At 57.7% G+C, this 26221-nt stretch carries 27 protein-coding genes and 2 tRNA genes; 8 read left to right on the forward strand and 21 right to left on the reverse strand.

What is annotated here, in order from left to right; translation table 11 throughout:
• The 6 genes from pseC to rfbB all read right to left on the reverse strand — a co-directional run.
• A partial coding sequence (pseC, locus tag AB1772_09725; protein MEW5796623.1) for a UDP-4-amino-4,6-dideoxy-N-acetyl-beta-L-altrosamine transaminase occupies window positions 1-1118 on the reverse strand: 1118 nt, incomplete at its 3' end.
• Between the two features lie 70 nt (window positions 1119-1188).
• Window positions 1189-2274: a UDP-N-acetylglucosamine 4,6-dehydratase (inverting) gene (gene pseB, locus AB1772_09730; GenBank protein ID MEW5796624.1), complete on the reverse strand. Its 1086-nt coding sequence runs from the start codon at window positions 2272-2274 to the stop codon at window positions 1189-1191.
• Window positions 2275-2444: 170 nt separating this feature from the next.
• Entirely contained in the window at window positions 2445-2912 is a 468-nt protein-coding gene (locus tag AB1772_09735; GenBank protein MEW5796625.1) for a dTDP-4-dehydrorhamnose 3,5-epimerase family protein, read from the reverse strand.
• Window positions 2902-3798, reverse strand: coding sequence for a dTDP-4-dehydrorhamnose reductase (rfbD, locus tag AB1772_09740; protein ID MEW5796626.1), 897 nt, complete (start codon window positions 3796-3798; stop codon window positions 2902-2904). The genes AB1772_09735 and rfbD overlap by 11 nt, the downstream gene beginning before the upstream one ends.
• Window positions 3782-4666 (reverse strand): glucose-1-phosphate thymidylyltransferase RfbA, encoded by an 885-nt coding sequence (rfbA, locus tag AB1772_09745; GenBank protein ID MEW5796627.1) that lies wholly within the window; start codon window positions 4664-4666, stop codon window positions 3782-3784. Before rfbA ends, rfbD begins: the two co-directional genes overlap by 17 nt.
• A gap of 13 nt (window positions 4667-4679) precedes the next feature.
• The gene (rfbB, locus tag AB1772_09750) at window positions 4680-5738 is read right to left on the reverse strand and encodes a dTDP-glucose 4,6-dehydratase (protein ID MEW5796628.1); all 1059 of its coding nucleotides are present in this window, start codon (window positions 5736-5738) and stop codon (window positions 4680-4682) included.
• A 164-nt stretch (window positions 5739-5902) separates the two neighbouring features.
• On the opposite strand from rfbB, the gene AB1772_09755 reads away from it, so the two are divergent.
• Complete coding sequence (locus AB1772_09755; GenBank protein MEW5796629.1) at window positions 5903-6190, forward strand: GYD domain-containing protein; 288 nt, start codon at window positions 5903-5905, stop codon at window positions 6188-6190.
• Between the two features lie 36 nt (window positions 6191-6226).
• On the opposite strand, the gene AB1772_09760 is transcribed toward AB1772_09755, so the two are convergent.
• The 15 genes from AB1772_09760 to AB1772_09830 all read right to left on the reverse strand — a co-directional run bounded on the left by AB1772_09760 (window position 6227) and on the right by AB1772_09830 (window position 19844).
• Window positions 6227-6299, reverse strand: a tRNA-Thr gene (locus AB1772_09760).
• A gap of 124 nt (window positions 6300-6423) precedes the next feature.
• Window positions 6424-7818, reverse strand: a complete 1395-nt coding sequence (gene cysS, locus AB1772_09765) for a cysteine--tRNA ligase (GenBank protein MEW5796630.1) — start codon at window positions 7816-7818, stop codon at window positions 6424-6426.
• A gap of 6 nt (window positions 7819-7824) precedes the next feature.
• A complete protein-coding gene (locus AB1772_09770) occupies window positions 7825-8901 on the reverse strand; it encodes a M42 family metallopeptidase (GenBank protein MEW5796631.1) in 1077 nt (358 codons plus the stop codon).
• Window positions 8902-8990: 89 nt separating this feature from the next.
• Window positions 8991-9728, reverse strand: coding sequence for an HAD family hydrolase (locus tag AB1772_09775; protein MEW5796632.1), 738 nt, complete (start codon window positions 9726-9728; stop codon window positions 8991-8993).
• A gap of 8 nt (window positions 9729-9736) precedes the next feature.
• Window positions 9737-10753, reverse strand: a complete 1017-nt coding sequence (locus tag AB1772_09780) for a D-alanine--D-alanine ligase (GenBank protein MEW5796633.1) — start codon at window positions 10751-10753, stop codon at window positions 9737-9739.
• Complete coding sequence (locus tag AB1772_09785) at window positions 10750-11382, reverse strand: DedA family protein (protein MEW5796634.1); 633 nt, start codon at window positions 11380-11382, stop codon at window positions 10750-10752. Before AB1772_09785 ends, AB1772_09780 begins: the two co-directional genes overlap by 4 nt.
• Window positions 11375-11854 (reverse strand): 2-C-methyl-D-erythritol 2,4-cyclodiphosphate synthase, encoded by a 480-nt coding sequence (gene ispF / locus AB1772_09790; GenBank protein MEW5796635.1) that lies wholly within the window; start codon window positions 11852-11854, stop codon window positions 11375-11377. The genes AB1772_09785 and ispF overlap by 8 nt, the downstream gene beginning before the upstream one ends.
• Before the next feature lie 16 nt (window positions 11855-11870).
• On the reverse strand, window positions 11871-12566 hold the full coding sequence (gene ispD, locus AB1772_09795; protein ID MEW5796636.1) for a 2-C-methyl-D-erythritol 4-phosphate cytidylyltransferase: 696 nt from the start codon (window positions 12564-12566) through the stop codon (window positions 11871-11873).
• A 41-nt stretch (window positions 12567-12607) separates the two neighbouring features.
• Window positions 12608-13648 carry a tRNA preQ1(34) S-adenosylmethionine ribosyltransferase-isomerase QueA gene (gene queA, locus AB1772_09800; GenBank protein MEW5796637.1) on the reverse strand — a complete coding sequence of 347 codons (1041 nt, stop codon included), beginning with the start codon at window positions 13646-13648 and terminating at the stop codon, window positions 12608-12610.
• A gap of 33 nt (window positions 13649-13681) precedes the next feature.
• On the reverse strand, window positions 13682-13993 hold the full coding sequence (locus tag AB1772_09805; protein MEW5796638.1) for a hypothetical protein: 312 nt from the start codon (window positions 13991-13993) through the stop codon (window positions 13682-13684).
• Between the two features lie 122 nt (window positions 13994-14115).
• Window positions 14116-15141 (reverse strand): Holliday junction branch migration DNA helicase RuvB, encoded by a 1026-nt coding sequence (gene ruvB / locus AB1772_09810; protein MEW5796639.1) that lies wholly within the window; start codon window positions 15139-15141, stop codon window positions 14116-14118.
• A complete protein-coding gene (gene ruvA, locus AB1772_09815; GenBank protein ID MEW5796640.1) occupies window positions 15141-15788 on the reverse strand; it encodes a Holliday junction branch migration protein RuvA in 648 nt (215 codons plus the stop codon). The genes ruvB and ruvA overlap by 1 nt, the downstream gene beginning before the upstream one ends.
• 259 nt (window positions 15789-16047) lie before the next feature.
• Window positions 16048-16539, reverse strand: coding sequence for a crossover junction endodeoxyribonuclease RuvC (gene ruvC / locus AB1772_09820; GenBank protein MEW5796641.1), 492 nt, complete (start codon window positions 16537-16539; stop codon window positions 16048-16050).
• A 1311-nt stretch (window positions 16540-17850) separates the two neighbouring features.
• Window positions 17851-19629, reverse strand: coding sequence for a hypothetical protein (locus tag AB1772_09825; protein MEW5796642.1), 1779 nt, complete (start codon window positions 19627-19629; stop codon window positions 17851-17853).
• A gap of 139 nt (window positions 19630-19768) precedes the next feature.
• A tRNA-Ala gene (locus tag AB1772_09830) sits at window positions 19769-19844 on the reverse strand.
• A 368-nt stretch (window positions 19845-20212) separates the two neighbouring features.
• On the opposite strand from AB1772_09830, the gene AB1772_09835 reads away from it, so the two are divergent.
• The 7 genes from AB1772_09835 (at window position 20213) to AB1772_09865 (ending at window position 26124) form a co-directional block, all read left to right on the forward strand.
• Window positions 20213-20785 (forward strand): RNA polymerase sigma factor, encoded by a 573-nt coding sequence (locus tag AB1772_09835; GenBank protein MEW5796643.1) that lies wholly within the window; start codon window positions 20213-20215, stop codon window positions 20783-20785.
• Between the two features lie 2 nt (window positions 20786-20787).
• Window positions 20788-21351: a zf-HC2 domain-containing protein gene (locus tag AB1772_09840; GenBank protein MEW5796644.1), complete on the forward strand. Its 564-nt coding sequence runs from the start codon at window positions 20788-20790 to the stop codon at window positions 21349-21351.
• A gap of 40 nt (window positions 21352-21391) precedes the next feature.
• A complete protein-coding gene (locus tag AB1772_09845; protein ID MEW5796645.1) occupies window positions 21392-22294 on the forward strand; it encodes a hypothetical protein in 903 nt (300 codons plus the stop codon).
• The gene (deoC, locus tag AB1772_09850) at window positions 22291-22983 is read left to right on the forward strand and encodes a deoxyribose-phosphate aldolase (GenBank protein MEW5796646.1); all 693 of its coding nucleotides are present in this window, start codon (window positions 22291-22293) and stop codon (window positions 22981-22983) included. Before AB1772_09845 ends, deoC begins: the two co-directional genes overlap by 4 nt.
• Before the next feature lie 69 nt (window positions 22984-23052).
• Window positions 23053-23244 carry a hypothetical protein gene (locus AB1772_09855; GenBank protein MEW5796647.1) on the forward strand — a complete coding sequence of 64 codons (192 nt, stop codon included), beginning with the start codon at window positions 23053-23055 and terminating at the stop codon, window positions 23242-23244.
• A gap of 24 nt (window positions 23245-23268) precedes the next feature.
• On the forward strand, window positions 23269-23802 hold the full coding sequence (locus AB1772_09860; GenBank protein MEW5796648.1) for an archaemetzincin family Zn-dependent metalloprotease: 534 nt from the start codon (window positions 23269-23271) through the stop codon (window positions 23800-23802).
• A gap of 42 nt (window positions 23803-23844) precedes the next feature.
• A complete protein-coding gene (locus tag AB1772_09865) occupies window positions 23845-26124 on the forward strand; it encodes a DEAD/DEAH box helicase (GenBank protein MEW5796649.1) in 2280 nt (759 codons plus the stop codon).
• The last annotated feature ends 97 nt before the right edge of the window (window positions 26125-26221 follow it).

Here is a 26221-nt window from a genome sequence, read left to right on the forward strand (position 1 = left end):
TCCGCTCCGGGGAACTGCCCCGGTTTAGTGCTTGCCACCCGACGGTAGTACGGCTGGAGCGGCACCGGGATATAGTGTACCTGCGTGCCGATGCCGGCTTCGCGAAGGCGGTGCATTACGTCGGCACGAGCGATGCCGTAAGCCTCGAAATCGATCTGAACCACGAACAGGTGATACGCGTGCACCAGCCGCGCGCAGGTTTTCAGAGGTTTGACCCGCCCCGAAGGGATGTTCAGTTCAATCAGCCGGTGATACCAGAAGGCGATCTCGTTGCGCCGCCGCACCGACCAATCGAGGCGCTTGAGCTGGCCTATCCCCAGGGCCGCCTGGATATCGGTCAGGCGATAATTGAAGCCCGGCTCGGGCATTTCGTAGTACCAGGGATTGAGGCGGCCATCCGAGGCGTACGCCATTTCCTGATTCGCGAAGTCTGATTTGACCATGCCGTGATTGCGAAACCGGCGGAGTTTCTCGTCCAGGGCAGCGTCATTCGTGGCGATAGCGCCTCCCTCGCCGGTGGCTACATGCTTGACCGGGTGGAAAGAGAAGACGGTCATATCGGAGTGCTCGCCGCAGCCGATCCGGCAACTGCCGCGGCCGCACTCATATGAGGCACCCAGCGCGTGGCAGGCGTCGTCGACCACCCGCGCTCCATGGCGGGACGTGATCTCGCGGATGCGCATGAGATTCACCGGCTGGCCGGCGAAATGCACCGGGATGATCGCTTTGACTCGGCGGCCCGTATCGGCTTCGAGCAGCGGCACGAGGGCTTCAGGATTCATGTTACCCGTCTCGGGATCAATGTCCACGAAGGCGACCTCGGCGCCCACATACCGCGCGCAGTTAGCGTCAGCGAGAAACGTGTTGGGCGATGTCACCACCGTACCCCCGGGACCGATCCCCAGCGCGAGCATGGACAGGTGCAGCGCCGCCGTGCCGGTGGCGCAGGCGACCACATGTTTGGCGCCGGTGATTTCGGCCAGGGCCTCCTCGAACCGGGCGATTGTGGGACCCTGAGTCAGCCAGTCGGAGCGGAGGACCTCGGCGACAGCTTCAATATCCTCCGGCGTGATGTGCTGCCGGGCATACGGTAGAAACGGCTTCGGTGGATCTCCCATACTCAGAACCCCGTGGACTTCGTTCCACGAACAGCGGGCAGTGTCAGGCGGACACTGCTGCGATCATACGCTACTCTTCGCTCATTCCCTCGGGCGTAAGTTTCATGCCACGAATCACCGGAACCGGTTCGTCATTGGAGTTACCTGGAACTGGAAGGTTGTTGTCAACGTGGCGGCGAATCAGGCGGCGCAAGTCATCCACAGACAACCACTCAGTGTTAATGCCGCTGCAGTACCGGAAACCGGGTTGACAATATCGACCTTCGAAAGCTTCCATGTACCGGTCGATGTCCCAGAGCTTCATCGACGGCAGTATGACATAGTGATCCTTGAATTCCAGGGTATTGAGGGCATCAGTCTCGGTGATCATCTCCTCATGCAGTTTTTCTCCCGCGCGAATGCCGACTATCTCCCGCGGGCATCCCGGGGCGATTGCCTCGGCCAGATCGAGAATGCGATAACTCGGAATCTTCGGCACGAATATCTCGCCGCCCCACATGTGGGTGAGGGCGTAGAGCACCAGGTCGACCCCCTCTTCGAGCGTGATGTTGAACCGGGTCATACGGGTGTCGGTAATCGGTATGACCCCCCTGGCTCTCTGCTTGATGAAGAACGGGATGACACTCCCCCGGCTGCCCATCACGTTGCCGTAGCGCACAACCGAAAACTTGATTTCGGCGCTTCCTTTGAAGTTGTTGCCGGAGACAAACAGCTTGTCGGAGCAAAGTTTGGTGGCTCCGTAGAGATTTATAGGCGCGGCGGCCTTATCCGTGCTCAGCGCTACGACCTTCTTGATCCCCTCGTCAATGGCGGCCTCGATCACATTCTGAGCGCCCAGAACGTTGGTTTTGACCGCCTCGAACGGGTTATACTCGGCGGCGGGAACCTGCTTGAGTGCGGCCGCGTGGATCACGTAATCGACCCGCTGCATCGCCCGGCGAAGACGGTCGCGGTCACGCACGTCGCCGATAAAGTACCTCATTTGTGGGTACTTCTCGGTCGAGAAGACCTGGGCCATTTCGAACTGCTTCAGCTCATCGCGGGAATAGACGACTATCCTTCGGATGCCGGGGAATTTCTCCAGCAGGATTTCGACCATCTTCCTGCCGAATGAGCCGGTCCCGCCGGTGATTAGTACGGATTTGCCTGTTAGCATCAGTCTTGGCCTCTCAGGGTGTGATGATAACACCCCTCTTGTGGAGAGACAAACTAAAACCCGTCCGCCTATCGGGGCACTGCATGTTTGGGTCCGGCAGCCAGGCGCGGAGTCTTGTCTAACCTATTTATAATCAATCGATTATAGCGATGAATTGAAGCTATTTGAGATCAGTCCAGTTTGAACGGAGACTCGGCGTCGTCCTCGTGCCGGATTTCGTCCACCGGCTCCCGGCGACCCTCGCCCGCGTACAGGCGGTTCGGGGCATTGAACACGATGCCCTCGACCTCGCCGATGTTCTTATACGCGTGCACCACCCCTTTGGGGACTATCACCATCGCCGGATTCTGCTCGCCCAGATCGTAGCTGGCTTTCATTCCGAATGTCCGTGAGTCTGAGCGGTTGTCCCAGAGGTAGAGACGGAAGGTCGATGGACCTATAAAGGAGAAGCAGTCGGCCTGGTCGACATGCTCGTGCGGGCCGCGCGCCACCCCCGGCAAGGTCATAGAGATATAGCTCATGACCGGGTAGAACTCCGGATCGAGTTCATCCTGCCGGAAGAGCTCGATTAGCCAACCGCGCTTATCGGAGAACCGCTTCAACTCGCGGATAACAACACCTTCGATTTCACACTTCATTAAGCAACTCCCTACCGTGCAGTTGAAGAAACTCTCTCAGCGCCTCGCGGTAGTCACGCATGACATTACGCCCGGCCGCCTTGAGACGCTGGTTCTCCAGAGAGGAGCGGGCGGGACGGGGCGCAGGGCGCGGATAATCCCGCGTCGTGCACGGCTCAACCACGACTTTCATCTTCAGCTCCTCGAATATGTCGCAGGCGAACCGATACCAGCTTACCTCTCCCTCACTCGTGGCGTGGAAGACACCCCGAAGGTCGTGCTCTATAACTTCTTCGGTTTGGCGCACGATGTCGACTGTCCAGGTCGGATTGCCGTACTGATCATCCACTACCGTAAGCGACTTACGCTCATCCACGTCGACAGCCAGCTGCTGTTGGCCCAGTCGAATCATCGTCTTAACAAAGTTCTTACCCTGCCGCCCGTATACCCAAGCGATTCGAAGGACAGCCCACTCGCGGACCGTCTCTCGCACCGCATTTTCCCCCTCGAGTTTACTACGGCCATAGACAGTTGCCGGATGGGGCGGATCGGATTCTACGTACGCGGTCGCTTTGCGGCCATCGAAAACATAGTCGGTGGAATAGTAGATCATGCGTGCGCCAATGTCCTCGCAGGCCTGCGCCACATTCCAGGTACCGTCTCTGTTCACGGCAAACGCCAGATCGTGATCGCTCTCACAGCCGTCTACATCAGTGTAGGCCGCGGCGTGAATGACTATATCAGGCCGCGATTCACGGACGATATCGAGCACCGCTCTCAGCTCGCGAATGTCGACTTCGGGGAGATCGAACCCCGACACCTGATACCGCTTCGCCAGGCCGAGCATCAGGTCGGAACCAAGCTGTCCGCGATAGCCGGTGATAAGAATTCTACCATGTGCCGCCATCGGCTTCTTTCAAAACTCCCGTCAGATATTGGCGATAGCTGTTTTCCGACATTTCTGCAACGAGTCGGGCTAACTGACTGCGGTCGATCATCCCCATGCGAAAGGCGACTTCCTCTAGGCAGGCGATCTTCTGACCCTGGCGTTTCTCGATGGTCGCGATGAAGTTGCCTGCCTCCAGCAGGCTGTCATGCGTGCCGGTATCAAGCCAGGCGATACCCCGCCCCAGGCGAGCGACAGTGAGCTTGCCGCGCTCGAGATAAACCCGGTTGACATCGGTGATCTCCAGTTCGCCTCGATCCGACGGCTTCAGACTTCTGGCGATTGACACCACCTCCGGGTCGTACAGATACAACCCGGTTACCGCATAGTGGGATTTGGGCTGAGGCGGTTTTTCCTCGATCGAAACCGCGCGGCCGTCCTTATCCAAAGCGACCACCCCATAGCGCTGCGGGTCTTTGACATAATAGCCGAACACCATGGCGCCGCTCTCGAAAGTCCTTGCCTCGCGCAGGAAGTCATAGACGCCGTAGAAGATGTTGTCACCCAGTATAAGAGCGACCGAGTCGCCACCGATAAACTCCTCGCCTACCAAAAAAGCCTGCGCAATTCCCTGTGGCTTGGGCTGCTCCTGATAGGAGAGGCGCAGACCGAGCCGGGCGCCGTCACCGAGCAAATCCTCGAATCGGGGGGTATCGGCTGGAGTGGAGATAATCAATATCTCCTTAATGCCGAAAAGCATGAGAGTCGACAGCGGGTAGTAGATCATCGGCTTGTCATAAATCGGCAACAGCTGCTTGCAAGCCACTTGTGTCACCGGATACAGGCGAGTGCCGCTGCCGCCCGCCAGGATTATGCCCTTCTTTATCATGGCCCGGGTCCTTTTATCGATTCGAGTACATCATGTCGTAGTATTTCAAGTAGGCGCCGCTCAGGCAGCCCTCGAGCCAGGTATCGTTTGCGAGATACCAGTCGATTGTCAGCCTCAGGCCCCGTTCGAAATCGTGCGCCGGAGTCCAGCCCAGCTCGTTGCGTATATACGATGGGTCGATGGCATACCGACGGTCGTGGCCGGGCCGGTCTTTAACAAGCCGTATAAGTTTTTCTCGCGGCTCGCCGCCAAGTCGCTCGTCCAGAATACGGCAGAGCTTGCGAACAAGCTCGATATTCTCGATCTCGTTATGCCCGCCGATATTGTACGTTGCGCCGGTCTTCCCCCGGTGGAACACCAGGTCAAGAGCATCGCAGTGATCCCGCACATAGAGCCAGTCGCGCACCTGACGGCCATCGCCGTAAACCGGCAGCTCTTTGCCGGACGTAGCGTTCCGTATCATTAACGGAATCAGTTTCTCCGGGAATTGGTATGGCCCATAGTTGTTGGAGCAATTGGTGGTGACCACGTCGATACCATAGGTGTGATGATAAGCCCGAACGAGATGGTCCGCGGCCGCCTTGGTGGCTGAATAGGGAGAATTAGGCCGGTAAGGGCTGTCCTCGGTAAAGTACCGACTTGGGCCAAGAGAGCCGAACACTTCGTCGGTGGACACATGGTGAAACCGAAATGGTCGGCCACTGCTGTGCGCGGCTCGGGCCAGCTCAAGCAGATTGAACGTGCCGGTGATGTTGCTGCTGACAAATGCCGCCGGCCCGACTATCGAGCGATCAACATGCGATTCCGCCGCCAGGTGTACGACCGCGCCGATATGATGACGCTCGAAACACGCCTTAAGCGCCTCGAAATCAGTGATGTCGACTTTCTCAAAACGGTAGTTCTCGGCTGTCTCTATCACTTTCAGGTTGGCCAGGTTGCCGGCGTAGGTCAGGCAATCGACATTGACAAAGAGGTACGCCGGATATTTCGGCACCATATACAAGAGTAGATTGGAACCGATAAAACCGGCACCGCCGGTGACAGCAATATGTCGAGTGAATTCCCTGGTCACAGTTCGTAGTTCCGGGCCGACCCAGTTAGCCTGAAACGGCCGACCGCCTGATTATACACCCGCCTGCCGGAAGGTGTAAACATAAAATCGCCCCCGATCGTTGCTTGTTCCCACGACAGAGTCGTACTACCTTGACACGGCAAACATCCGATCAAGGAGGCAGTATGGCTTCGTTTATTATGGCGATGAATATACTCGCCGACGCCAAAAAGGCGCACACCGACCTGGCTCACCAGGTGGATCTGTCGCTCGACCTGTTCACGGCCAACAAAGTCCGGGGCCTGAAAGTCTACGCCACGATGGGGCGATATGATTTCGTGGCGTTCTTTGAGGCCGACGACCAGAACGTGGCGTTCAAGATCGCGTCTCAGGTTGCCTCAAAGGGCATCTTGGAGACCGAGACCTGGCCGGTGATCCCGTTCGAGGATTTCTCGAATTTGATTGGCAGGTAGTTTGGGATCGTCGCCCGAAAGCCCGCACAGAGAAAGAGCCGACGCCCGGAATCGAACCGAGGACAGCCTGATTACAAATCAGGTACTCTACCTGCTGAGTTACGTCGGCTAATTTAATGCAGAGGGAATTAAGCAGTTTGAGACGTCGAATGCAAGCCCCGCAGGTCGGGATGCTGGTCGTCCCGACTACTCAGAAGTCGGGACCTCAAGGGTCCCGGCCTACATAATCTCAGCTACATCTTCCGCTTCCACTTGACACCCTGCCCGGTATCCTCGAGCACAATGCCCATCTTGAGAAGCTGATCGCGGATACTGTCCGAGGTAGCAAAGTCTTTGTTCTTGCGTGCCTCGGTCCGCTTCGCAATCAACGTCTCGATCTCGCTGTCGAGCACTTCCCGTTGTACCTGGAAATCAAGCACGCGGTCTATCCGCCGAATCGCCTCAAGGGCCTCGTCACGTTCGGTAACCGAGAGTCTGCCCTCGGACCGAAGGCGGTTGATATCGCGGATGAAATCAAACACCGCCCCGAGCGCGCCGGAGATGTTCAGGTCATCGTCCATCCGCGTTTCGAATTCGGACAGGAATCTTGCGATAATCGTCGCCGCCTCACCGCTGGACTGCCCGCCGGCATAGTCCGTGAGATTGCTTATGAAGTCATTATATCGTTCCAGTGCACCGACAGCTTGTTCAAGGCCCTCGAACGTGAAATTCAACTGCTGACGGTAGTGCGTAGATATCAGTTGATACCGCACCGCGAGTGGTGAATATCCCTTTTCGATCAGGTCTTTCAAGCGATAGAAGTTGCCCAGCGACTTGGCCATCCGGCGCCCCTCGACAATCAGGTGCTCGCTGTGCAGCCAGTAGTTCACGAACGTCTCATCGTTGGCGCCTTCGGACTGGGCGATTTCGTTCTCGTGGTGCGGAAACAGGTTGTCTACCCCGCCGGTGTGGATGTCAAAATGGTTGCCCAGGTATTTCGATGACATCGCCGAGCACTCGATATGCCAGCCGGGGCGGCCGCGACCCAGATCGGTATCCCAGTAAACGTCACCATCGGCCTCGTCCCAGGCTTTCCACAGGGCGAAATCAGAGACTGATTCTTTTTCATACTCGTCAGCCGCGACACGAGCACCGACCTTCAGGCTGCTCCTATCGAGGTTAGCCAGCCTCCCATATTGGGGAAAGGCGTCAATCTTGAAATACCAACTGCCGTCGGCCTGGTACGCCAGCCCTTTCGCAATCAGCTTTTTGATAATCGCAACCATTTCGGGGACGTGATCGGTGGCCGCGGGGTAATACTCGGCCCGTTCAATCCGCAGCCGGTCGAGGTCCTCGAAGAAAGCAGCCGTAAACTGGGCGGTATGTTCTTTAAGAGAAATGCCGGCCGCGCGCGAATCGCGAATGGTCTTATCGTCGACATCAGTCAGGTTCATAACCTGAGTCACCTGGTACCCCTTGTATTTCAGATACCGGCGCAGCAGGTCCTCGAACATATAGGTGCGGAAGTTGCCCAGGTGGGCGAAGTTGTACACGGTGGGACCGCAGGTATACATGCGGACCTTACCGGGTTCGATTGACTTGAACTCCTGTTTGGTGCGAGTCAGGCTGTTGCGAAATACCAGTGGCATCTGTTCCTACGCCTCCGTAAACGACTTCACGGTCCTAGCGTCGAGTTTCTTGACAATTTCCGCGATCAATTTGATCGTATTGTCATAATCGGTTCGGCAGAGAATTCCGTTATGACTGTGGATATACCGCACCGGCGCGCCGATCACAATCGACGGCACGCCGGCCCGGCTGATATGCACCCGGCCGCCGTCGGTGCCGCCGCGATCCATAGTAGTCAAATGATACGGTATCTTATTGCTCTCCGCGATACGGATGACAAATTCCTTCAGGCCGACATTGGGGATCATGGTGGCATCCATAGCCAATATCCCCGGCCCGCCGCCGAGTTTTTCCGCTTTCTTGAACCCATCGGGTGGCACGTCTTGGCCGATACCGACATCACAAACGATGCAGACATCGGGGTCGCCCAGGTGCGACAGAGTCTGCGCCCCGCGAATGCCGACTTCTTCCTGCGCCGAGGCACACCCCAGTACAGTATTCGGATGTTTCGTTTTCTGAAGCCGACGAAGTACTTCGATCACCACCCCGCAGGCCATCCGGTTGTCGAACGCTTTGGCCAGGTAGAGCTTATTGTTGCTCAGAATCGAGAACTGGCTGTCAGGGACTATCGGATCACCTACTTTTATGCCGAGCTTCTTCTTGACATCGAACTTTTCAATTACGCCGACATCGAGAAACATATCCTTGATATCGAGCACTTTCTTGCGCTCTTCCTCAGGCAACAGATGTGGCGGCTTGGAGCCGACAATCCCGAGCACCGGGCCTTTGGAGGTCAGCACCCGCATTCTCTGTCCGAGCGCCACATGTCCCCACCAGCCGCCGAGCGGAAGAAACTTGATGTAGCCGTCGCTGGAAATCTCCCGCACCATGAAACCGACCTCGTCCATATGCGCAATGATCATGATGCGCGGTTTGTCGGAGCTCCCCTTCTTGATACCCATGATCGAGCCGATCTTGTCGTACTGAACTGAGTCGGTAAGCGGCCTCAACTCCCGCGCCATCAGGCGGCGGACATCGGCTTCGTGACCGGGGACACCATCGGTCTCGGTCAGTTCTTTCAGCAGCAATTCTACTTTATCCAACTTGTCACCTCATTTGGTCCGGTTAAACGGGTACGTTAATGGCGCCAATATACACCTGCGGATGTCAGGGCGCAACACGGTCGATCCGGTCAGTGCTCGACATGTTCCAATAGCTCGATCAGGTTGTCAATCTTGTCCAGCGTTACGGGCATCTCCGCCGGATATTCCCTGCCCGCCTTCTTTTTCAGAATCGCCGCCATGCCAATTCCGGCAGGTCCCAATATGTCCTCGTAATACCGGTCGCCTATATATACGCATTCCGATGGCGCATAACCGGCCAGGTTGCACGCCTGATAGAAAATATCCTGATGCGGCTTGCGCAGGCCGAACGACGAACTGAAAACGGTGAACTTCAGAAACGGGGCGATGCCGAACCGATCCAGTTCTTTCAGATGGACCCGGTCGGGAAAGACCGTGTTGGATATCAGGCCCATCACTGGGTAAGTCTTCTTCAGTAGGGCGAGTGTTTCCAGTACGTCATCGTACAAGAACAGTTCTCGGTCTACTGGTTCGTAATATGCGTCGAAGAAACCGTCAATGAGGGCATCGTCGTAGGCGATGTTGAGCGCATCAAACATCCGCGACGCAACCGTCGGCACATCCCATTCGATCAGGTTCTCGGACGCTTCGCGACGGTACACCGCGCGGATGTGATCGAAGGTCTGCTCCACTACCTCCCGCGACGGCAATTCGTACCCGCGGGCCAGGAGAAACTGGCGTCCCGATTCGAGGCAGAGCACGCCCAGCTCGTCCCAAGGAGTCGCCTCGTATTCAATCAGTGTCGAGCCGAGGTCGAAAATCAGTGCGCGGGGTCTGAGCTTGCTCATGGGAGGCATCAGGCTTTGAGGGCTGATTCGAGGATCATGGCCACGAGCTGGTCAAAATCGATCCCCTCGCACTTGAATGCCATCGGTGCGAGTGACAACGCGGTCATGCCGGGCAGCGTGTTGATTTCGAGACAGTAGAACTTTTCCCGTGGATCGAGAATGAAATCGACTCTGGCCAAACCAGCACAACCTATCGCCTCGAAAACTCTGACCGCCGCGGCTTGCATCTCGCGCGCCAGGGCATCGGGCACATCGGCCGGAGCGATGTACTCGCTCTTGCCTTTGGTGTACTTGGCCTCGTAATCATACAGGCCGCTCTTCGGCTTGATCTCGACAAGAGGATACGCCCGCCCATCGAAAACGGTCACCGTCAGCTCGCGGCCGGGAATATAGCGCTCCACCAGGACTTCTCGGCTGTGGACAAGACACTCACGGACCGCGCCGAGTACCTGTGATTCGTCCGTGACTTTGGTAAGTCCGATTGTGGAGCCGCCATCGTTAGGCTTGATAATCAACGGCAATGGCATCGAGTCGCCAATCAGCCGGGCAACAGATTCCACCGACTGCCCGCTTGTAACCTTGTGTAGTTGCCACTCCGGAGTCGGCACATTGGCGGAGACCATAACCCGCTTGCTAAGGGCCTTGTCCATGGCAACTGCCGACGCGGTCATGCCCGAGCCGGTGTACTTCTTCCCGGCCAATTCGAGGAGGTTTTGGATCGATCCGTTCTCCCCTTTACCGCCATGCAGGGCAAGAAACACCACGTCCACATCGCGGTAGTCCGATGACATCGTGCTGATGAGCGCGCCCGGTTCGCAGCTTGCGATTGAGGGTGTATCATAGGGCGCCTTCCCGCCTTCAAGCAGCAATTTTCCGTTAGAGTCCGTAAGCAACTGTCCGGTGCCGGAATCCAGTGCGAGCACTTCGTGGCCGAGGCGCCGGAGCGCCTTGCAGATCGCCGCACCGCTGTTGAGCGACACCGCCCGCTCGTTGGAATCCCCGCCGACCAGCACCAGAACTTTCACTCCTTGCTCCTGCCTCGCGACTTTTTGGCCCGACGAAACACATACCACCCCACCAAGGCAACAAGAATAACCCACACAACATAATTGTACGTGGTCAGGAAAACCTCAACCCGGTCCAGGTTCTCCACAAGTTGGAATCCGAGAAAAAGCAGCAATCCGGAAAACACGAGATACGATATCAGCGTGTAAATCACCATGCGGATCGCCGGGTAGGCCGTGATTCCCGCTCCGACTATTAGCGCTACCCGGAGTCCGACCACAAATCGTGACAGCGCCAGAATCAGTCCACCCCAGCGATCAAACTTATCCTGGGCGCGGACAATGTCGTGCGCCGAGAAGAACCGGTAGTTCTTGCGGATGAAGTAGTCTCGGCCGAAACGCCTCCCCACCGCATAAAGTGTCATAGCCGATATCATACCCCCGCAGCACGCCACCACCATCGACCACACCGGATCGAGTCTCGCCAGCGCCACCAGACCGCCGGCTGCAACGATAAACAAGTCGCCCGGAAATGGCGGGACAAAATTCTCGATCATGCAGGCGACCAGGATCGCCAGGTAGACCCAGACCGTGCCGTGCGAGAACACGTGATCAAGCCAGGCGTTGATTTGAGGTAAGTGTTCACTCATCGGTACTGATCAGGCAGACCGCCGACGCCGCGATCCCCTCCTCCCGACCGATAAACCCCAGCCCCTCGCAAGTAGTGGCCTTGACGCTCACATTCTCGGGGTCGGTCATCAGAATCTTAGCAATTCGGCTGCGCATGGAGTCTATGTAAGATGCCAGTTTCGGGCGCTCGGCCATTACTACACAATCTACATTGCATACAGACTTGTATCCCGCCCGGCGAACCATCGCGACAACATCTGATAGCAGCACAGTCGAGTCGGCGTCTTTGTATCTTTCGTCTGTCGGCGGAAAGTGCCGCCCGATATCTCCCAGCCCGGCCGCGCCCAGAAGTGCGTCGGCAATCGCGTGCAGGAGCACGTCGGCATCGCTGTGCCCCAGCAGGCCCTTTTCAAAAGGTACTTCGACTCCGCCGAGCATGAGGCGTCTTCCCGCCACCAGCCTGTGCACGTCGTAGCCGTGGCCGATCCGCATCGTTCCGGTTCTCGCTTTACTCACCGATTTCCCCATTAAGAAGCGTCTCCACCAGCATCAGGTCCTCACGCGTGGTGACTTTGAAATTGGGCGAGCGCGCCTCGACCACACAGACTTTGAATCCGGCCACCTCGACCAGCGCGGCATCGTCGGTCACATCCACACGCTTGGCTGCTGCGCGCCTGTGGGACTCGAGAATCAGATCGTGCTCGAATACCTGCGGCGTCTGAGCCAGCCAGAGATCGGCGCGATCTTGTGTCGCCATGACGAATCTCTCTTTGACACGCTTGACCGTATCGGAAACCCGGACAGCCAGAATCGCCGCCTTTTCCAATCCGGCAGCTTTAACTACGTCATTGATGTCTTCCGGCGCTACCAACGGGCGAGCCCCGTCGTGTATGGCCACCAGACCGGTAGTTAGGGACAAGCTCTCAAGCCCTTTCAGCACCGACTTCTGGCGCGTCTCGCCGCCCGGAATCACCCGCGTCACTTTGGAAAAACCAAATCGGCTGACCACTTTCTCACCGGCAAACAACAACTGGTCCTCAGCAACTACCAGCACTATTTCATCGATAGACTCAGCTTTCTCAAACCGCTCGATTGTCCACGCTAAGAGCGGCCGCCCCGCCACCGCGACAAACTGCTTGGGAACGGCGCCGCCGAAACGCACTGAATTGCCGGCTGCGACTATCACTGCTGAGGTTTTGGCCATCGGGCGAGAATATAGGCACGGCCTACGGCGCGGGAAAGCGATTATAGAATCAGCATGGCGTCGCCGTAGCTGTAGAAACGGTACTCCTCGCGCACCGCCTCCGCATAGGCCGCAAGAATCAGCTCCCGTCCCGCAAAGGCCGACACCAGCACCAGGAGTGACGACTTAGGCAGGTGGAAATTCGTAACCAGATGGTCAACCAGTCGAAACCGGTGCCCCGGCCGGATATACAAATCAACCAGCCCGGCAAACGGTAAGACCCGGTCGCCCTGCCAGGGCGCTGACTCAAGCGTCCGCACCGAAGTCGTCCCCACCGCGACTGTCTTCCCGCCCCTCCGGCGGGTCTCGTTAACCACTGACGCGACCTCCTCCGGGAGGCGAGCGTGCTCCGGGTCGACCGTGTGATGCCCGATATCGTCGACACTGATCGGCTTGAAGGTTCCCGGGCCAACATGGAGAGTGATCTCGCACACTGCCGCCCTGCGTGTCCGTACCTTCCCCAACAGCCCCCTAGTAAGATGAAATCCGGCTGTCGGTGCGGCGACAGCCCCGGTTTGTTCCGGCCGAGCAAATACTGTCTGGTAGCGGCGCAGATCGGCGGGTTGATCGTCCCGAGCGATATACTGCGGCAACGGCACATGGCCGTAGCGTGCGACTATTCGCTCCCGCACCGTCTTTGAACTAAATACAACTGTCCACCGGCCATCGCCTAAATACTGATCAAGCGCACAGGAATCTTCAGGGCCGAACAGAATGCGCTCTCCTTCCTTGAGCCGTCTCGACGGCTGCGCCAGCGCCTCCCAGATTTCACCGCGTTCACTGTCACTCCGCCTGATCAGAAAGATCTCCACTTGCCCACCAGTCGCCCGCTTCCCCAACAGCCGCGCTTTGAACACTTTCGTGTTGTTGACCACAAGCGCATCCCCGGGGTTCAGATATTCGACCAAGTCAGCGAACTTGCGGTGCCGAATCTCGCCGCTGGTTCGATTTATAACCATAAGGCGGGACTGGTCGCGCCTCCGCGTGGGGAACTGCGCTATAAGCCGCTTGGGGAGATCGTAGTCGAAAAGCGTTAGTTTCATGTGAGCAGACCGGCTTACGGGCCGGAGGCTCGATCAGAGTGCTTTGAACAGCGTCAAACGGTCGATCCAGATCTGGGTTAGCGCCTTTTGCTCCGGCGTAAGGCCGTTAGTCATTTTGCGACCTTGAAGGTGCTCGGTTAGAGCGTCGAGTGCGATACGGGTGTCGCCCACGGTCAGGATTTCGCCAGTCTCCTGTTTGAGCTTGTCGCGGAACTTGACCGTCTCGCGGATCAACGTATTGACCACCTGGACAGCCTCGTGCCCGGTGCGCCCCAACTGGACACACATCGAATCTATGAGCAGCCGCAACTGTTCATCGGTGGGTGATTTTGTTTTACCGGTCAATGTCTAAAATACCTCCGCTAAGCTCTCAGGGTGTAACAAAGTGTGCCCTGATAAGATCGGGTGCAAGCGGAAAAAGTTCACCCCGCATTACGGACAGAAGTGGTCCCCATTGAGGCAAGTTTTCAAAAAAGATCTTGTTGTCTGTTGTTAGACAACAACATACCCAGGTGCTTGGCGGCCTCGTTGGATACCACCCGCCCCCGGCGGGTCCGCTGCACGAACCCGATTTTCAGCAAAAACGGTTCAACCATGTCTACCAGCGTATCCACTTCCTCGTTGAGTGTCGCCCCCAGCGCCTCGATTCCCACCGGGCCGCCGTGGTAATACTGGATAATCGTCTCGAGCAGTTTCCGGTCGAGCGCATCGAGACCGGCTGAGTCAATCCCCTCGACATCGAGCGCGGTCGTGGCGATCTCCGGCGTGACCCGGCCGTCACCTTTGACTGCAGCGTAGTCGCGCACTCGCCTGAGCAGACGATTGGCTATTCGCGGGGTGCCCCGCGAGCGCGCCGCAACTACTTTTGACGCCTCCGAATCGATGGCGATATCGAGCAGTTTCGCCGAGCGGAGGACCACCTCCGCCAAATCCTCGGCCGGGTAGAAATCGAGATGATAGTACAGTCCAAACCGGTCGCGGAGCGGCGCCGAGAGCATCCCGGCCCGCGTGGTCGCGCCGATCAGCGTAAACCGCTTGAGGGGAACATTGATTACTTTAGCGAACGCCCCCTTATCGACCACGAAATCAACCTTGAAATCCTCCATCGCCGGATAGATGAACTCCTCGATCACCGCCGACAGCCGGTGGATTTCATCGATGAACAGAATATCGCCGTGGTTCAGATTGGTGAGAATACCCATCAGATCGCCCGCCCGCTGCAGGGCCGGGCCTGAGGTGGCGATTATCTTGGTGTTCATCTCGTGGGTGATAATATGCGCCAGCGTAGTCTTCCCCAGTCCCGGCGGGCCGTAGAGGAGCATGTGCTCGACCGGCTCATTCCGCCCCTGCGCGGCCTCAAGCAGCACGTTTAGCTTGTCACAGAGTTCTTTCTGGCCGATAAACTCCTTGAGCGTTTTCGGACGGAGCGAGTACTGGGTCAGGTCCTCGTCCGGATTAAGCTGGTCCCCGCCGACTATCCGCTCCAGCCCCATCAGGCATCACCTCGTGACGAAAGACTTGACCGGAATATGAGCGAGATCAGGTCCTCGGCCTGGTTCACTTTCGGATCGGCTTTGAGCGCGGTATCGATCATCGTTTTCGCCTCCGACCGAGTATACTGAAGCTGTTCGAGAATAGCCATCGCTTCTTCGACAAACGGCGCCGCGACTGTCGGCTTGGCCGCCAGCGGCTCCGAGCCACGCGCCAGGGCGAACCGGGCACACTTCCCGACCAGCTCCGCGATAATCTTGTCGGCCAGACGCCCCCCCACGCCGGGGAGCCGCTTGAGCTTGGTGGCGTCTTTGGTCTCAATAGCGGCCGCGATCTCGCTGACCGGCAGAATCAACGACTTGAGGCCTTTCGTGACCCCCATCCCCGGCACTTGGAGATAGAGCGAGAAGAACTCGCGGTCGATCGGGTTGATGAATCCGACCAGCCGGGGGTAGTGGCTCGAACGGCGGTCGCCCGCCTCGATGTAGTAGAGCGTCTCGAACTGGATTTCCGAGCCGATCCGGTTGTCGTCTTTGAGACGGTCGACCAGCGCCGACGGAAGCCGGATCTCGTACGACACTCCCCCGTTTTCGATCAGCGCCGACTGCTCGCTTAGCTGCATGAGCTTACCCCGGATGCGACTTATCACGACAGCCCCTCCTGATGCTCGAGCGAGCGGCAGTGGCATAGCGCGATCGCGAGCGCATCGGCCACATCGGGCGACTCGTTTAGGGTGCCCCAACGCTTGCGTTGGGTAAAGACTCTTCCTCGTCGTCCTGAACTGCATACCCTGGTACTGCACAAAACGCCCCTCCCGACCGATGTTGCCATTACCAATCTAACCCCACCCCAAGGGGATGGGGCACCTATCCCGATGAACTGAGTGAGCATGCCCCGGATGCGACTTATCACGACAGCACCTCCTGATGCTCGAGCGAGCGGCAGTGGCATAGCGCGATCGCGAGCGCGTCGGCAACATCGGGCGGCTCCGGTACCTCGAGCAAATTGAGCGTGGAGCGAATCATCCGCTGCACCTGTTCCTTGCTGGCGCGGCCGTTGCCGGTGAGGGACTTCTTGATGCGTGTCGACGCATACGGGAATATGCTCAGGCCCGCCTCGGCCGCCTTGAGAAAGATCACCCCGCGTGCATGGCCCATGATGATGGCGGTTTTCGGATGATCGTAATGCGAGTAGAGCTCCTCGACCGCGAGCGCGTCGGGCGAGAACTGGGCTATCACTCTTCCAATTTCGCCCGCGATTTCGGAGAGCCGTTCGCCCATCTCGGCGTGCGGATTGGTGCGCACGACTCCGGCCTCGACCAGTTTGATGGCCCGGTCGTGGACGTCGAGTATGCTATAGCCGGTGACATTGAGACCCGGATCGATACCCAGAACGCGCATGGGGGGAGGATAGGGGGTAAGGAGAGGGAATTCAAATAAAAAGCCACTTCGTGGGCGGCAGACGTAAACACAGGATCAAGGCGAAAATGGCGAGCTGCTTGACGCTCGCTTATTGAGCGCCTCGTGAACCTGGCCTACCGCTCTGGGCAACCAGTCGAGTCTGGGGCCGACTGTAGAGTGGGAATGTTAGGCGGGTGTAGTATGAGATAGGGCTATTGGGCTGTCAGCATCCGTCGAGACCAAGTTTTGATACGGCACTGTGGATCGCCCAACTGTTCACGACTCCACACATCGACACGGACAGTTTCATTAGCCGCAAGAAACTCAACCTCAAATTTGAAAGTGGTCGGCTTGTCAAGCCAACTCAGCTGGACGCGATTGACCCCTTGGCTGCCCGGCGCATCCGAAATCTTCCAGCAGTCGGCACTGTCTATAGCATCACTGCAAGTGATAGCAATTGACACGTCTCTAGCGTTGAGAGCTGGGTTGGTTCGGAATATGTACTCGCTGTGCCAAGGTGCATCGTCGGAATTGCGTTGCTGGGGACCGCCAGAACTGTCGTTACTCCTTTAGTCATCTTCTGCCTGTTGAGAAGGTAGGTCAACCCGTTGCCGAGAATCACTGCGATGACACCGAATACTGTCAGAACCGAAAGGCGACGAAACAGCCACCAGAGAGCAACGACGACGACTACGACCCCAAGAATCCATGCGGTTCTTGCTAAGACAGTCTTTGTGTTAGTCATGCATCAATCAATGGAAATCACTCCCGAATTGTCAATCACATCTGGAGTTACCCACCATTTATGTACGGTGGGTCCGGGTGCCCCGACTCTTACGGTGGGTGAAAACTGCGCCCATCCGCTGAGCAGAAACTCGTTGACGCTCCCTATACAGTACAAGTCGAAACCGCAGGGGTTTCGACCTACAATCTCTGCCCCCCCACAAAAGTTCAGGGGCGGCGAGTGGGACGCCGCCCCTGAGGACGTATCAAGGATGAGAGGACTGGTGTCTGTGTTTCGTGCGCAATGTCGGGACCACAAGGGTCCCGACCTACTTCGACCCTTCGACAAGCTCAGGGTGACTTTGCGGTGTCAGAACCACTCGCCGAAGCGGCGAGGGTTCTGACCTACTTTTTCATCGTGTCGGGCGGAGTCGCCCGACAGCACATCTCAATCCCACCGTAAACGGTGGGCCACCGAACCATAAATGGTGGGCCACCGTTCGGCGGCTCGCCGGGTGCCCCGCCGCTTGCGGTGGGTTGAGATTCAATTTGGCGGGTTCGAGGGGGACCCGCCCTACTATTCTTCGTCTACCTCTTCGCCATCGTGTCGGCGACCGAAACCGTGATGCCCCACTTGTCCGGGTGGCGCGGGGCGGCTGAGTTCCAATCGTTAAAGGAATGCGAGCCGTCGGTCTCGTAATACACGTTGTAAGTGCCGGCCGGTAGCAGAATCGTCTCATCGCACATCCGGTTCTTGTCGGCGCCGCCGGCGTGGTCGGTGCGACGATAAGTCATCTCCCAGACCGTCTTGCCGGTCTTGTCGTCCTCGATCCAGCCGTAGTCATACATATCCCGATTCTGTCCTTCGCCCAAAGCAAAGATCCTCACTTGAGTTTCTTTGTCCAGCGTGAAGCGCTCGCGACGGCGTTCATCGTCTCGCACACGGGTAATTCGCGCCAGCACCGCGGTGCCTTCGAGCAGGGCAGTATTGTCCAGTACTCTGAATGTCGCCGGGTCGAACCCCTCGCCGCCATAGATGGCCAGACCCCAGGCCCTGGCATCGTACGGCGCGCCGGTGTTCCAATCGCGATATGAGTGTGAATCGTCAGTCACGTAATAGGCCACATACTTGCCGGCCGCCAGCGAAACCGGCCCGTCGAACATCCGATTCTTCTCCCCGCCGCCGGCGTGCTCGGTGTTGCGCCTGTCCATCTCCCAGACGACTTCGCCGCTGACCGCATCTTCGATCCAGCCGCGGTCGACAAAGTCACCGCTTCCGCTGTCGTATTCGCCGATCGCGTAGACAGTCACCGTGGCCGGCCTGGTCAGCTCGAACGCCTGCTCGGAGTATTCGTTATCGCGAGCGCGGGTCAGATCGACCAGCGGCTTGCCGCGCTCGTCTTCGATATCGGTCAGGTGGAAAGCCGACGCTTTGAAATCGGTCCCCGGCAGGAGCGTGATGCCCCAGTTCATCGGATCGTACGGCGGCTCCATGTTGAACGCATCCCATGAGTGGGAATCATCGGTGACGAAATGAAGAATGTACTTACCTTTTTCGAGCCTGATCTGGTCATTGAATACCCGATTCTTTTTCCCGCCGCCTGCCCGCTCCGTATTGAAGCGGTCGATCTCCCATACCCGCTCGCGGGTGGCGGCGTTGACAATCCAGCCGTAGTCCACGGCCGTCTTGTTGCCGCGCGGGTGTTCGACCAGCGCGTAGATGCGGAGGTTCATCGGCTCGTCGACTGTAAACCCCTGTTGCTCGTATTCGCTGTCGCCCAGACCGGCAAAGCGAACGAGCGCGCCGGACATCTCGCCGGTGACTACGAACGGTTTGAAATCTGTAGCCTTGAGTTCGGTCGAGGTCAGCCGGACAAAACACTCATCAAGCCCCCGACCCCAGTCACGATCATCCCAGTCCTGGTAGTCCTCATCGTCGCGCCCGATCAGGTCCTCGAGGACGTCGTAGAAATCCTTGCCGCCGTCGAAACTGATCCCCCAGCCCCAATCCTGGCCGCCATAGATGTAGAGTTCGTATTTCCCCGGCTCCAGGAACTTGCCTTCTTCGGCGCGCCGCAGCAGCCCGCGTTCACCTGTCCGCGACGTATTACTGAGGGTCATCTGCCAGACCGGTTCCCGGGTGTCGGTTTTGATGATCCAAGCGTAGACTGCAAGCCGGCGATTGTGCGGCTGGCGCATGCCGACCGCCTCGATGTCAACATCGCCCCCTTTGGTCAATTCAAAGCCCGCGGACTGAATTTCTCCGTTGCGTAGGTGGTTTAGCTCCGCGATTGTCTCGGCCCGCGTGTCAGTCGCGACAAAGGCGACAAACAGCACGCCCGCAATTACAGTGATGGTTTTGAGCATATGTCGATCCTCTGGATAACCGCCGTGAACAGGTGCAGCTATGTCTACTTGCCTGTTACGGAGCGTGCGTGGATTTGTTTCAGGACAGCGTGCGGGCACGTTCGCGAGGAGGTCCCCGCAAGTCGGTCGCCGGGAGAATTGGTGGAGCCAGGGGGAGTCGAACCCCCGACCTCTTGACTGCCAGTCAAGCGCTCTCCCAACTGAGCTATGGCCCCAAAGGCGGCCCAAGTATATCGGCGTTATCGGCCGATGTCAACGAATATCGAGTTGTGTCTCTTCCTCAAGTACAAGTCTGTCGGGGAGGGTCGCCCAACAGCACCTTGTCGGGGCCACAAGGGTCCCGACCTACGACTTTCTGATGAAAGCGTGGCGTAGACTATCCTCGATACCCCAAGAAGCACACCGGGGTGATCGGTGACCTTCCCACGACCCGGGTCATTCCCCCTAAGTCGTTGTCAAAAAAAGGATTGACACGGGCCGCGCGGCCCGCCAGATTGGCCGAGACGACGTTGACTCAACAGCAGAGGTTTTGAACACTCGAATTACTTGTTCGTCCATGTATTAAACGGAGCTCTGGGCAACCATGAACGATAATGTCCCGGAGCTGTTACGAAGATTCGTACAAGGCGACGCTGAGGCCTTCGCGGGACTGGTGACCCGATATCAGAGGAAGGTCTACAATCTGGCCTACCAGATGCTGGGCAACCATCTCGATGCCGATGAGGTTGTTCAGGAGACCTTTGTACGGATTTACCGGCGACGAAAGGAGTTAACCGATGTAACCAACTTCACCTCGTTCCTGGTTCGAGTGGCTACGAACTACGCTATCGACCTGTTGCGTAAGCAAAAGGGTCATAGCCAGATAGACGACTCGACCACCCTTTCGGGCGAAATCCAGACAGAGCTGGCCCAGAAGGTCAGCACGCCCAAAGAGGTGTACCGGAACAAGGTGTTGATGGAAGAGATCAGGCGGGCGCTCGACACTCTGCCACCAAGACAGAGGACCACCGTGCTGCTTCATGATGTCGAAGGGCTTTCGAAAGCGGAAGTGGCCGAGATTCTCGAATGCCCCGAGGCGACCGTCAGATCAAACCTTCACATCGCGCGGAAGAAGCTCAAGGCGATACTGAAAAAGCGCCTTGCCACCAAGGAGTAAGAATGACTTGTTCACATATCAGAGCGCTCTTGGACGATCTGCTTGACCGGGAGCTCCCCCCCTCAATCGAGGCCTCGGTAAAGGGCCATATACAGGCCTGTGAATCGTGCCGTCGCGAGTTCGAGGAGCTGGACAAGCTCAGAGGGCTCATGTTCGGTCTTTCGGTACCGGAGCCGCCGACCGAATACTGGCAGGAATCTCTCGAACTGATCCGGGCGCGGACAGTTGAGTCTGTGCGCTTCATCCCGCAACCCGGCTCATCTCAACAGCGTACTTCGGAGCGGGCGCAATTCTATAGGGCACTACTCGCGGTAGCGGCATCGCTGATAGTGTTTTTCGGGTCACTGCTGATCGGCTCTTCCGATTCTCTGGTGAGCAGACCTCAGGCGGTCGCCCCTTCGTCGACCACGCCGACCAGTATCGACCTTCCCAAGGTCACAGTATCAAGGACGAATTATATATCGGCTGATGAACAAACGCTGATTGCCGGAAGCATGTTGTTAGTGGGCACTCCCGGCATGTTGGCGAGTTCCTCAAGTCTGGCCATTGCCCTGGGTTCAGACTGAGCCGAATAGAGGACTAACTGCAAACGGAGCGACCTACCACATGAACAGACTTACGGGCGTGCTTACAGCCGTCGGTGGTGTAATATTGCTGGCCTTTGGACTGGCCACCTGTGACCAGGGAGTCAAGAAAGTCCGGATTCGCTATAAGCACACTCCTGGGACGACAGTCACGTTTCAGCAGATTACGCGAGGGATTATCCAGGCGAAGGACCGCCCCACCCAGAGAATTCTGCAGCATGAGTATGCCGAGACGACTATGGATATCACCGAGGCGGTGCGCCGCGTTCTCGAAGATTCCACTGCTGAGGTTGTCAACACTATAAAGTGGCAACATAGAACACGGGATCTGATGGACAAAACCCGGAGCGATACCGCCCTGGAAATGCCGGGCGAAAGGCAGCCGATCGTCCAGTACATGAAGCCCAACGGGCGCATGCTCGACATGGAATTCGTGTCCGATACGGTCAAGGGGAGTCTCGAATATCTCAAGGAATACTACAAGCAGGGGTATCCGGTTTTTCCGGACGGCGAGGTAAGCCAGGGTTACTCCTGGACGCAGACCACCACCGTAGTCCTCCCTGACGGCCCGATGGAAGCCTCCACTACCTACACGATCAAGTCCTTCGCCCGTGAACGGGGCTACGACTGCGCCGTGATCGAGTATGACGGCCTTTGCATCATACCGCTGCCGGCCAAACAGATGGAAAAGATTGATGTCATTTCCGGCGTGGATCGCATCACCTCCAAAGGTCACATGTATTTCGCTTACAAGGAGGGCATGCTGGTCCAGCTAAAAGAGCGCTGGATCTTGAGCAGTGACCGTCTTGTAATCGAAAAAGAACCGAAACCGGAATGCGGCTACGAACCGGGTGACACGGCGCGAATTGAGGTCGGAATCGAGTACGATGTCGATTTCTACCTGACCGGTAGCAAGGCGCCATGAATCGCGATACACTCGTCCCCTATATTGAGCACACCAACCTCTCGGCGGTGGCCACCGAGAGCGATATTCGAGAGTGCTGCCGCCAGGCTCTGCGTTTCGAGTTTCTCGCGGTCGTGGTGAATCCGGTCTGGGTGTCGCTCGCGGCGCAAGAAGTCAAGGGATGCAATATACGAGTTGTCTCCGTAGCCGGATTTCCGCTGGGCGCTTCCCGAACAGAAACCAAAGTAGTTGAGGCGGTAAGGGCGGGAATCGACGGCGCTGCTGAAATCGACATGGTGGCCGGAGTGGGGTGGATTCTGTCCGGGGAGTACGGAAAGATCGAGGACGAAATCGCGCAGGTCAGGCGGACGCTGTCGCCGGAGATAGCCCTGAAGGTCATCGTCGAGGCGTCGCTGCTCTCGAGACAGCAGCAGATCGATGCCACCCGTGCGGTCATCAATTCGGGCGCGCAGTTCGTGAAAACCGGAACCGGCTTTCAAGGGCCAGTGACGGTCGATCAAGTCCGGACGCTCGCAAGAGCAGCCGGGGGCAAGGTTCAGATCAAAGCGGCCGGCGGTATTCGCACGCTCCAGCAGTGTCGCGAGCTGATCGACGCCGGGGCGTCCCGGCTAGGCTGCTCGAAGTCGGTTTCGATCATGGAAGAATTCTCTGATCAACCCGGTCACCAACTCATGTCTCTCGATAACTAACTGATTCACAAGCAGTTACCTAAAAATATTTGGAGCCTGACGGACTTCCTGCTATATTATTGGCAGACGATGCAGGACGGCAAGCAAGAGCGAAAGCGGCCCTTTATCGGGATGCACTTCAAGTGCTGTAACATATACAGCCGCATCTACCTGAACCGGGCCGCGACTGCTTTTGTCGGCTGGTGTCCGAAGTGTGCGGCAAAAGCCGAGGTGGCGATCTCTCCCACCGGCACCAAGGCGCGATTCTTTACGGCCGATTAGAGTCCAGGCAAGACCGTGGTACTGATGCGATCAAAGGTTGTTGTCGTTCCGCTGGGCGAGGTTGATTTCATGTTAGTCAACCGTTTGGCGTCGGCCATCGGGCCCATTTTCAACCGCTCGGTTGACATCCTCAAGGGGATGAAAATGCCACCCGAGGCCTATCATGTCTCGCGGAACCAGTACTACGCCCACGTCATCCTGGCCAAGCTGGAGCGCACGAAAGCCAACAGCCGAGAAAAAGTGATTGCGATCTGTGAAGAAGACCTGTATGTACCGGACGAGACGTACGTCATGGGTTGGGGCGACGGGCTGTCCGGTACGGCGGTGGTGTCGTTGTATCATATCCGGCAGGAATTTTATGGCCTGCCGGAAGACGAGCGCAAGGTTTATCCCCGTCTGTACAAGGAAGTGGTTCACCAACTGGGCCACCTTTTCGACCTGTCGGAGTGTCGCAACCCCAAGTGTGTGAACTACTACAGCCAGACGATGCTGGACATCGATGCCAAGTCCGAAAAGTTCTGCGACATCTGCCGCCGCCAGCTTACCGGCATGGTTTAGTCCGACACCGGCGCACCTGTCATGTCCGTTAAGAGGGGACACATGACACTCGAACAGATCATTGATTTCTTTCGGTGGGATCCCGCGGTCAGGGAAAATATCGTCCACTGGACGACCTTCCCCTCACGCGAGGCCAGCTTCGCGCCGTTTCCGCCCAATCTCGATCCGAGACTGGTCGCCGCGCTCGAACACCGAGGAATCACGCGCCTGTACACGCATCAGGCATCAGCGATTAGCGAGATCATGCAGCGGCGTGATGTGGTGGTCGTGACCCCGACAGCCTCGGGGAAAACGCTCTGCTACAACGCACCGGTACTGAATACGGTACTGAAAGACCCCAACGCCCGCGCGCTCTACCTCTTCCCCACCAAGGCGCTCTCGCAGGATCAGTTGGCCGAGCTGCACGAGCTGATCACCACGCTCTGCGTCAGCATCAAGACCTATACTTTCGACGGCGACACGCCGCAGACCGCGCGCCGCCTTATCCGTTCCGCCGGCCAGATCGTTATCAGCAATCCCGACATGCTCCACGCCGGCATTTTGCCCAACCATACCAAGTGGATAAAGCTGTTCGAGAATTTGCGGTACGTAGTGATAGATGAGGTCCATCAGTATCGCGGTGTGTTCGGCTCACACCTGGCCAATGTCATCAGACGCCTGCAGCGTATCTGCCGATTCTACGGTTCCGATCCGCAGTTTATCTGCTGCTCGGCAACTATCGCCAACCCGGACGAATTAGCCGCCCGCATTATCGCCCGCCCGGTCACGCTGGTCGACAACAACGGCGCCCCCTCCGGCGAGAAGCACTTTGTGATGTACAACCCGCCGGTGATTAACCGCGAACTCGGAATCCGGCGCTCGTCCATAAACGAAGCGGCCCGCCTGGCGGCTTTGATTCTCAAACATGGCGTGCAAACGATCGTGTTTGCGCACTTCCGGCTCTATGTGGAAGTTCTGCTGACCTACCTTCAGCGCGAACTTAAAGGGGAATTCGGCCGAGGTGTTAATGTCACGGGATATCGGGGCGGCTATCTGCCCAACGAACGCCGTCGGATTGAACGAGGCCTTCGCACCGGCGAAATCACCGGCGTGGTATCAACCAACGCACTGGAGCTGGGGATCGATATCGGGTCGCTCGACGTATCAATTATCGTGGGGTATCCCGGCTCGATCGCCTCGCTCTGGCAGCAGGCCGGGCGCGCGGGGCGGCGATCCGGAGTTTCGCTGACCATCATGGTCGCCAATTCATCGGCCATCAATCAATTCCTCTGCTCCGAACCAAAGTACATCACCGAACGCACGCCCGAGTCGGGGATCATCGACCCGGACAACCTGATCATCAAAACCAACCACCTAAAGTGCGCCGCGTTCGAGCTGCCGTTTGATGAGGACGAGTACACCGACGACGTTTCGACCGGCAAGATTCTCGATTATCTCGCCGGAGAGAAAGTGGTGCACCAGAGCGGCACGCGCTATCACTGGTCATCGGAGATCTACCCCGCCCAACAGGTCTCTCTGCGATCAGCGTCGCCGGAGAATTTTGTCATATTGAATGAATCGAACCATGCCGAGGTAATCGGTGAAGTCGATTATTTCTCGGCACCCATCTTCCTGCACCCGGAGGCGATTTACCTTCATCGTGCCGAGCAGTACCAGGTGACGAATCTGGACTGGGAGGGCCGCAAGGCATATGTAAAAGAAGTCAAGGTCGACTACTATACTGATGCGGAGACCAAGACCGATCTGAAGGTGCTCGACGTGTTCGAGGAGGACGCGTCGCTGGACCGCGCGCGTCGCTCGGTCGGCGAGGTTTCCCTGACCAGCACTACCGTGCTTTTCAAGAAAATCAAGTTCGAGACCCACGAGAATGTCGGCTACGGCGACCTGTCAATGCCTGAGCTGGAGATGCACACCACCGCGTTCTGGTATTCGCTCCCTGGCGATATCTGCTCCCGCCTGAATCTGGAGTATGCCGAGTTCGGCGGATCATTGCGCGGCCTGGCCAATATCCTCGGTAAGATCGCCCCCCTCTGGGTGATGTGCGACACTCGTGATCTGCGCTCGATATCGCAGGTGCGGGCGCCCTTCACCGAGCGGCCAACAGTTTATATCTACGAAAACATTCCGGGTGGAGTGGGATTATCGCAGAAGCTCTACACGGAATCGGAGCGCCTGTTTGACGCCTGTCTCCACCATGTGTCGCACTGTCCCTGCCTTGCCGGGTGCCCGTCGTGTGTCGGCCCGCCGATGGAGGTTGGCGACGGCGGCAAGGAGGGTGTGATGAAGTTGCTGGAGTATATGCTGGCGGCCCTGCCGGTGTGAGCGTTGATTCGAGTGGTATGTTTGGTGCCCCGGCGCTTGCGCCGGGAGAAGCGGATACGGTAGGGCAGAACCCCTGGGTCGCGCGCCGTGTCGGCCC

It is taken from the genome of Candidatus Zixiibacteriota bacterium (assembly GCA_040752815.1).
Classification (GTDB): domain Bacteria; phylum Zixibacteria; class MSB-5A5; order GN15; family FEB-12; genus JAGGTI01.

Coding starts and splice junctions, on each gene's coding strand:
- pseB (MEW5796624.1), bottom strand. CDS start 2,274: ATGCTAACAGGCAAATCCGTACTAATCACCGGCGGGACCGGCTCATTC.
- AB1772_09735 (MEW5796625.1), bottom strand. CDS start 2,912: ATGAAGTGTGAAATCGAAGGTGTTGTTATCCGCGAGTTGAAGCGGTTC.
- rfbD (MEW5796626.1), bottom strand. CDS start 3,798: ATGGCGGCACATGGTAGAATTCTTATCACCGGCTATCGCGGACAGCTT.
- rfbA (MEW5796627.1), bottom strand. CDS start 4,666: ATGATAAAGAAGGGCATAATCCTGGCGGGCGGCAGCGGCACTCGCCTG.
- AB1772_09755 (MEW5796629.1), top strand. CDS start 5,903: ATGGCTTCGTTTATTATGGCGATGAATATACTCGCCGACGCCAAAAAG.
- cysS (MEW5796630.1), bottom strand. CDS start 7,818: ATGCCACTGGTATTTCGCAACAGCCTGACTCGCACCAAACAGGAGTTC.
- AB1772_09775 (MEW5796632.1), bottom strand. CDS start 9,728: ATGAGCAAGCTCAGACCCCGCGCACTGATTTTCGACCTCGGCTCGACA.
- AB1772_09785 (MEW5796634.1), bottom strand. CDS start 11,382: ATGAGTGAACACTTACCTCAAATCAACGCCTGGCTTGATCACGTGTTC.
- ispF (MEW5796635.1), bottom strand. CDS start 11,854: ATGCGGATCGGCCACGGCTACGACGTGCACAGGCTGGTGGCGGGAAGA.
- ispD (MEW5796636.1), bottom strand. CDS start 12,566: ATGGCCAAAACCTCAGCAGTGATAGTCGCAGCCGGCAATTCAGTGCGT.
- queA (MEW5796637.1), bottom strand. CDS start 13,648: ATGAAACTAACGCTTTTCGACTACGATCTCCCCAAGCGGCTTATAGCG.
- ruvB (MEW5796639.1), bottom strand. CDS start 15,141: ATGGGGCTGGAGCGGATAGTCGGCGGGGACCAGCTTAATCCGGACGAG.
- ruvC (MEW5796641.1), bottom strand. CDS start 16,539: ATGCGCGTTCTGGGTATCGATCCGGGTCTCAATGTCACCGGCTATAGC.
- AB1772_09825 (MEW5796642.1), bottom strand. CDS start 19,629: ATGCTCAAAACCATCACTGTAATTGCGGGCGTGCTGTTTGTCGCCTTT.
- AB1772_09835 (MEW5796643.1), top strand. CDS start 20,213: ATGAACGATAATGTCCCGGAGCTGTTACGAAGATTCGTACAAGGCGAC.
- AB1772_09840 (MEW5796644.1), top strand. CDS start 20,788: ATGACTTGTTCACATATCAGAGCGCTCTTGGACGATCTGCTTGACCGG.
- AB1772_09845 (MEW5796645.1), top strand. CDS start 21,392: ATGAACAGACTTACGGGCGTGCTTACAGCCGTCGGTGGTGTAATATTG.
- deoC (MEW5796646.1), top strand. CDS start 22,291: ATGAATCGCGATACACTCGTCCCCTATATTGAGCACACCAACCTCTCG.
- AB1772_09855 (MEW5796647.1), top strand. CDS start 23,053: ATGCAGGACGGCAAGCAAGAGCGAAAGCGGCCCTTTATCGGGATGCAC.
- AB1772_09860 (MEW5796648.1), top strand. CDS start 23,269: ATGCGATCAAAGGTTGTTGTCGTTCCGCTGGGCGAGGTTGATTTCATG.
- AB1772_09865 (MEW5796649.1), top strand. CDS start 23,845: ATGACACTCGAACAGATCATTGATTTCTTTCGGTGGGATCCCGCGGTC.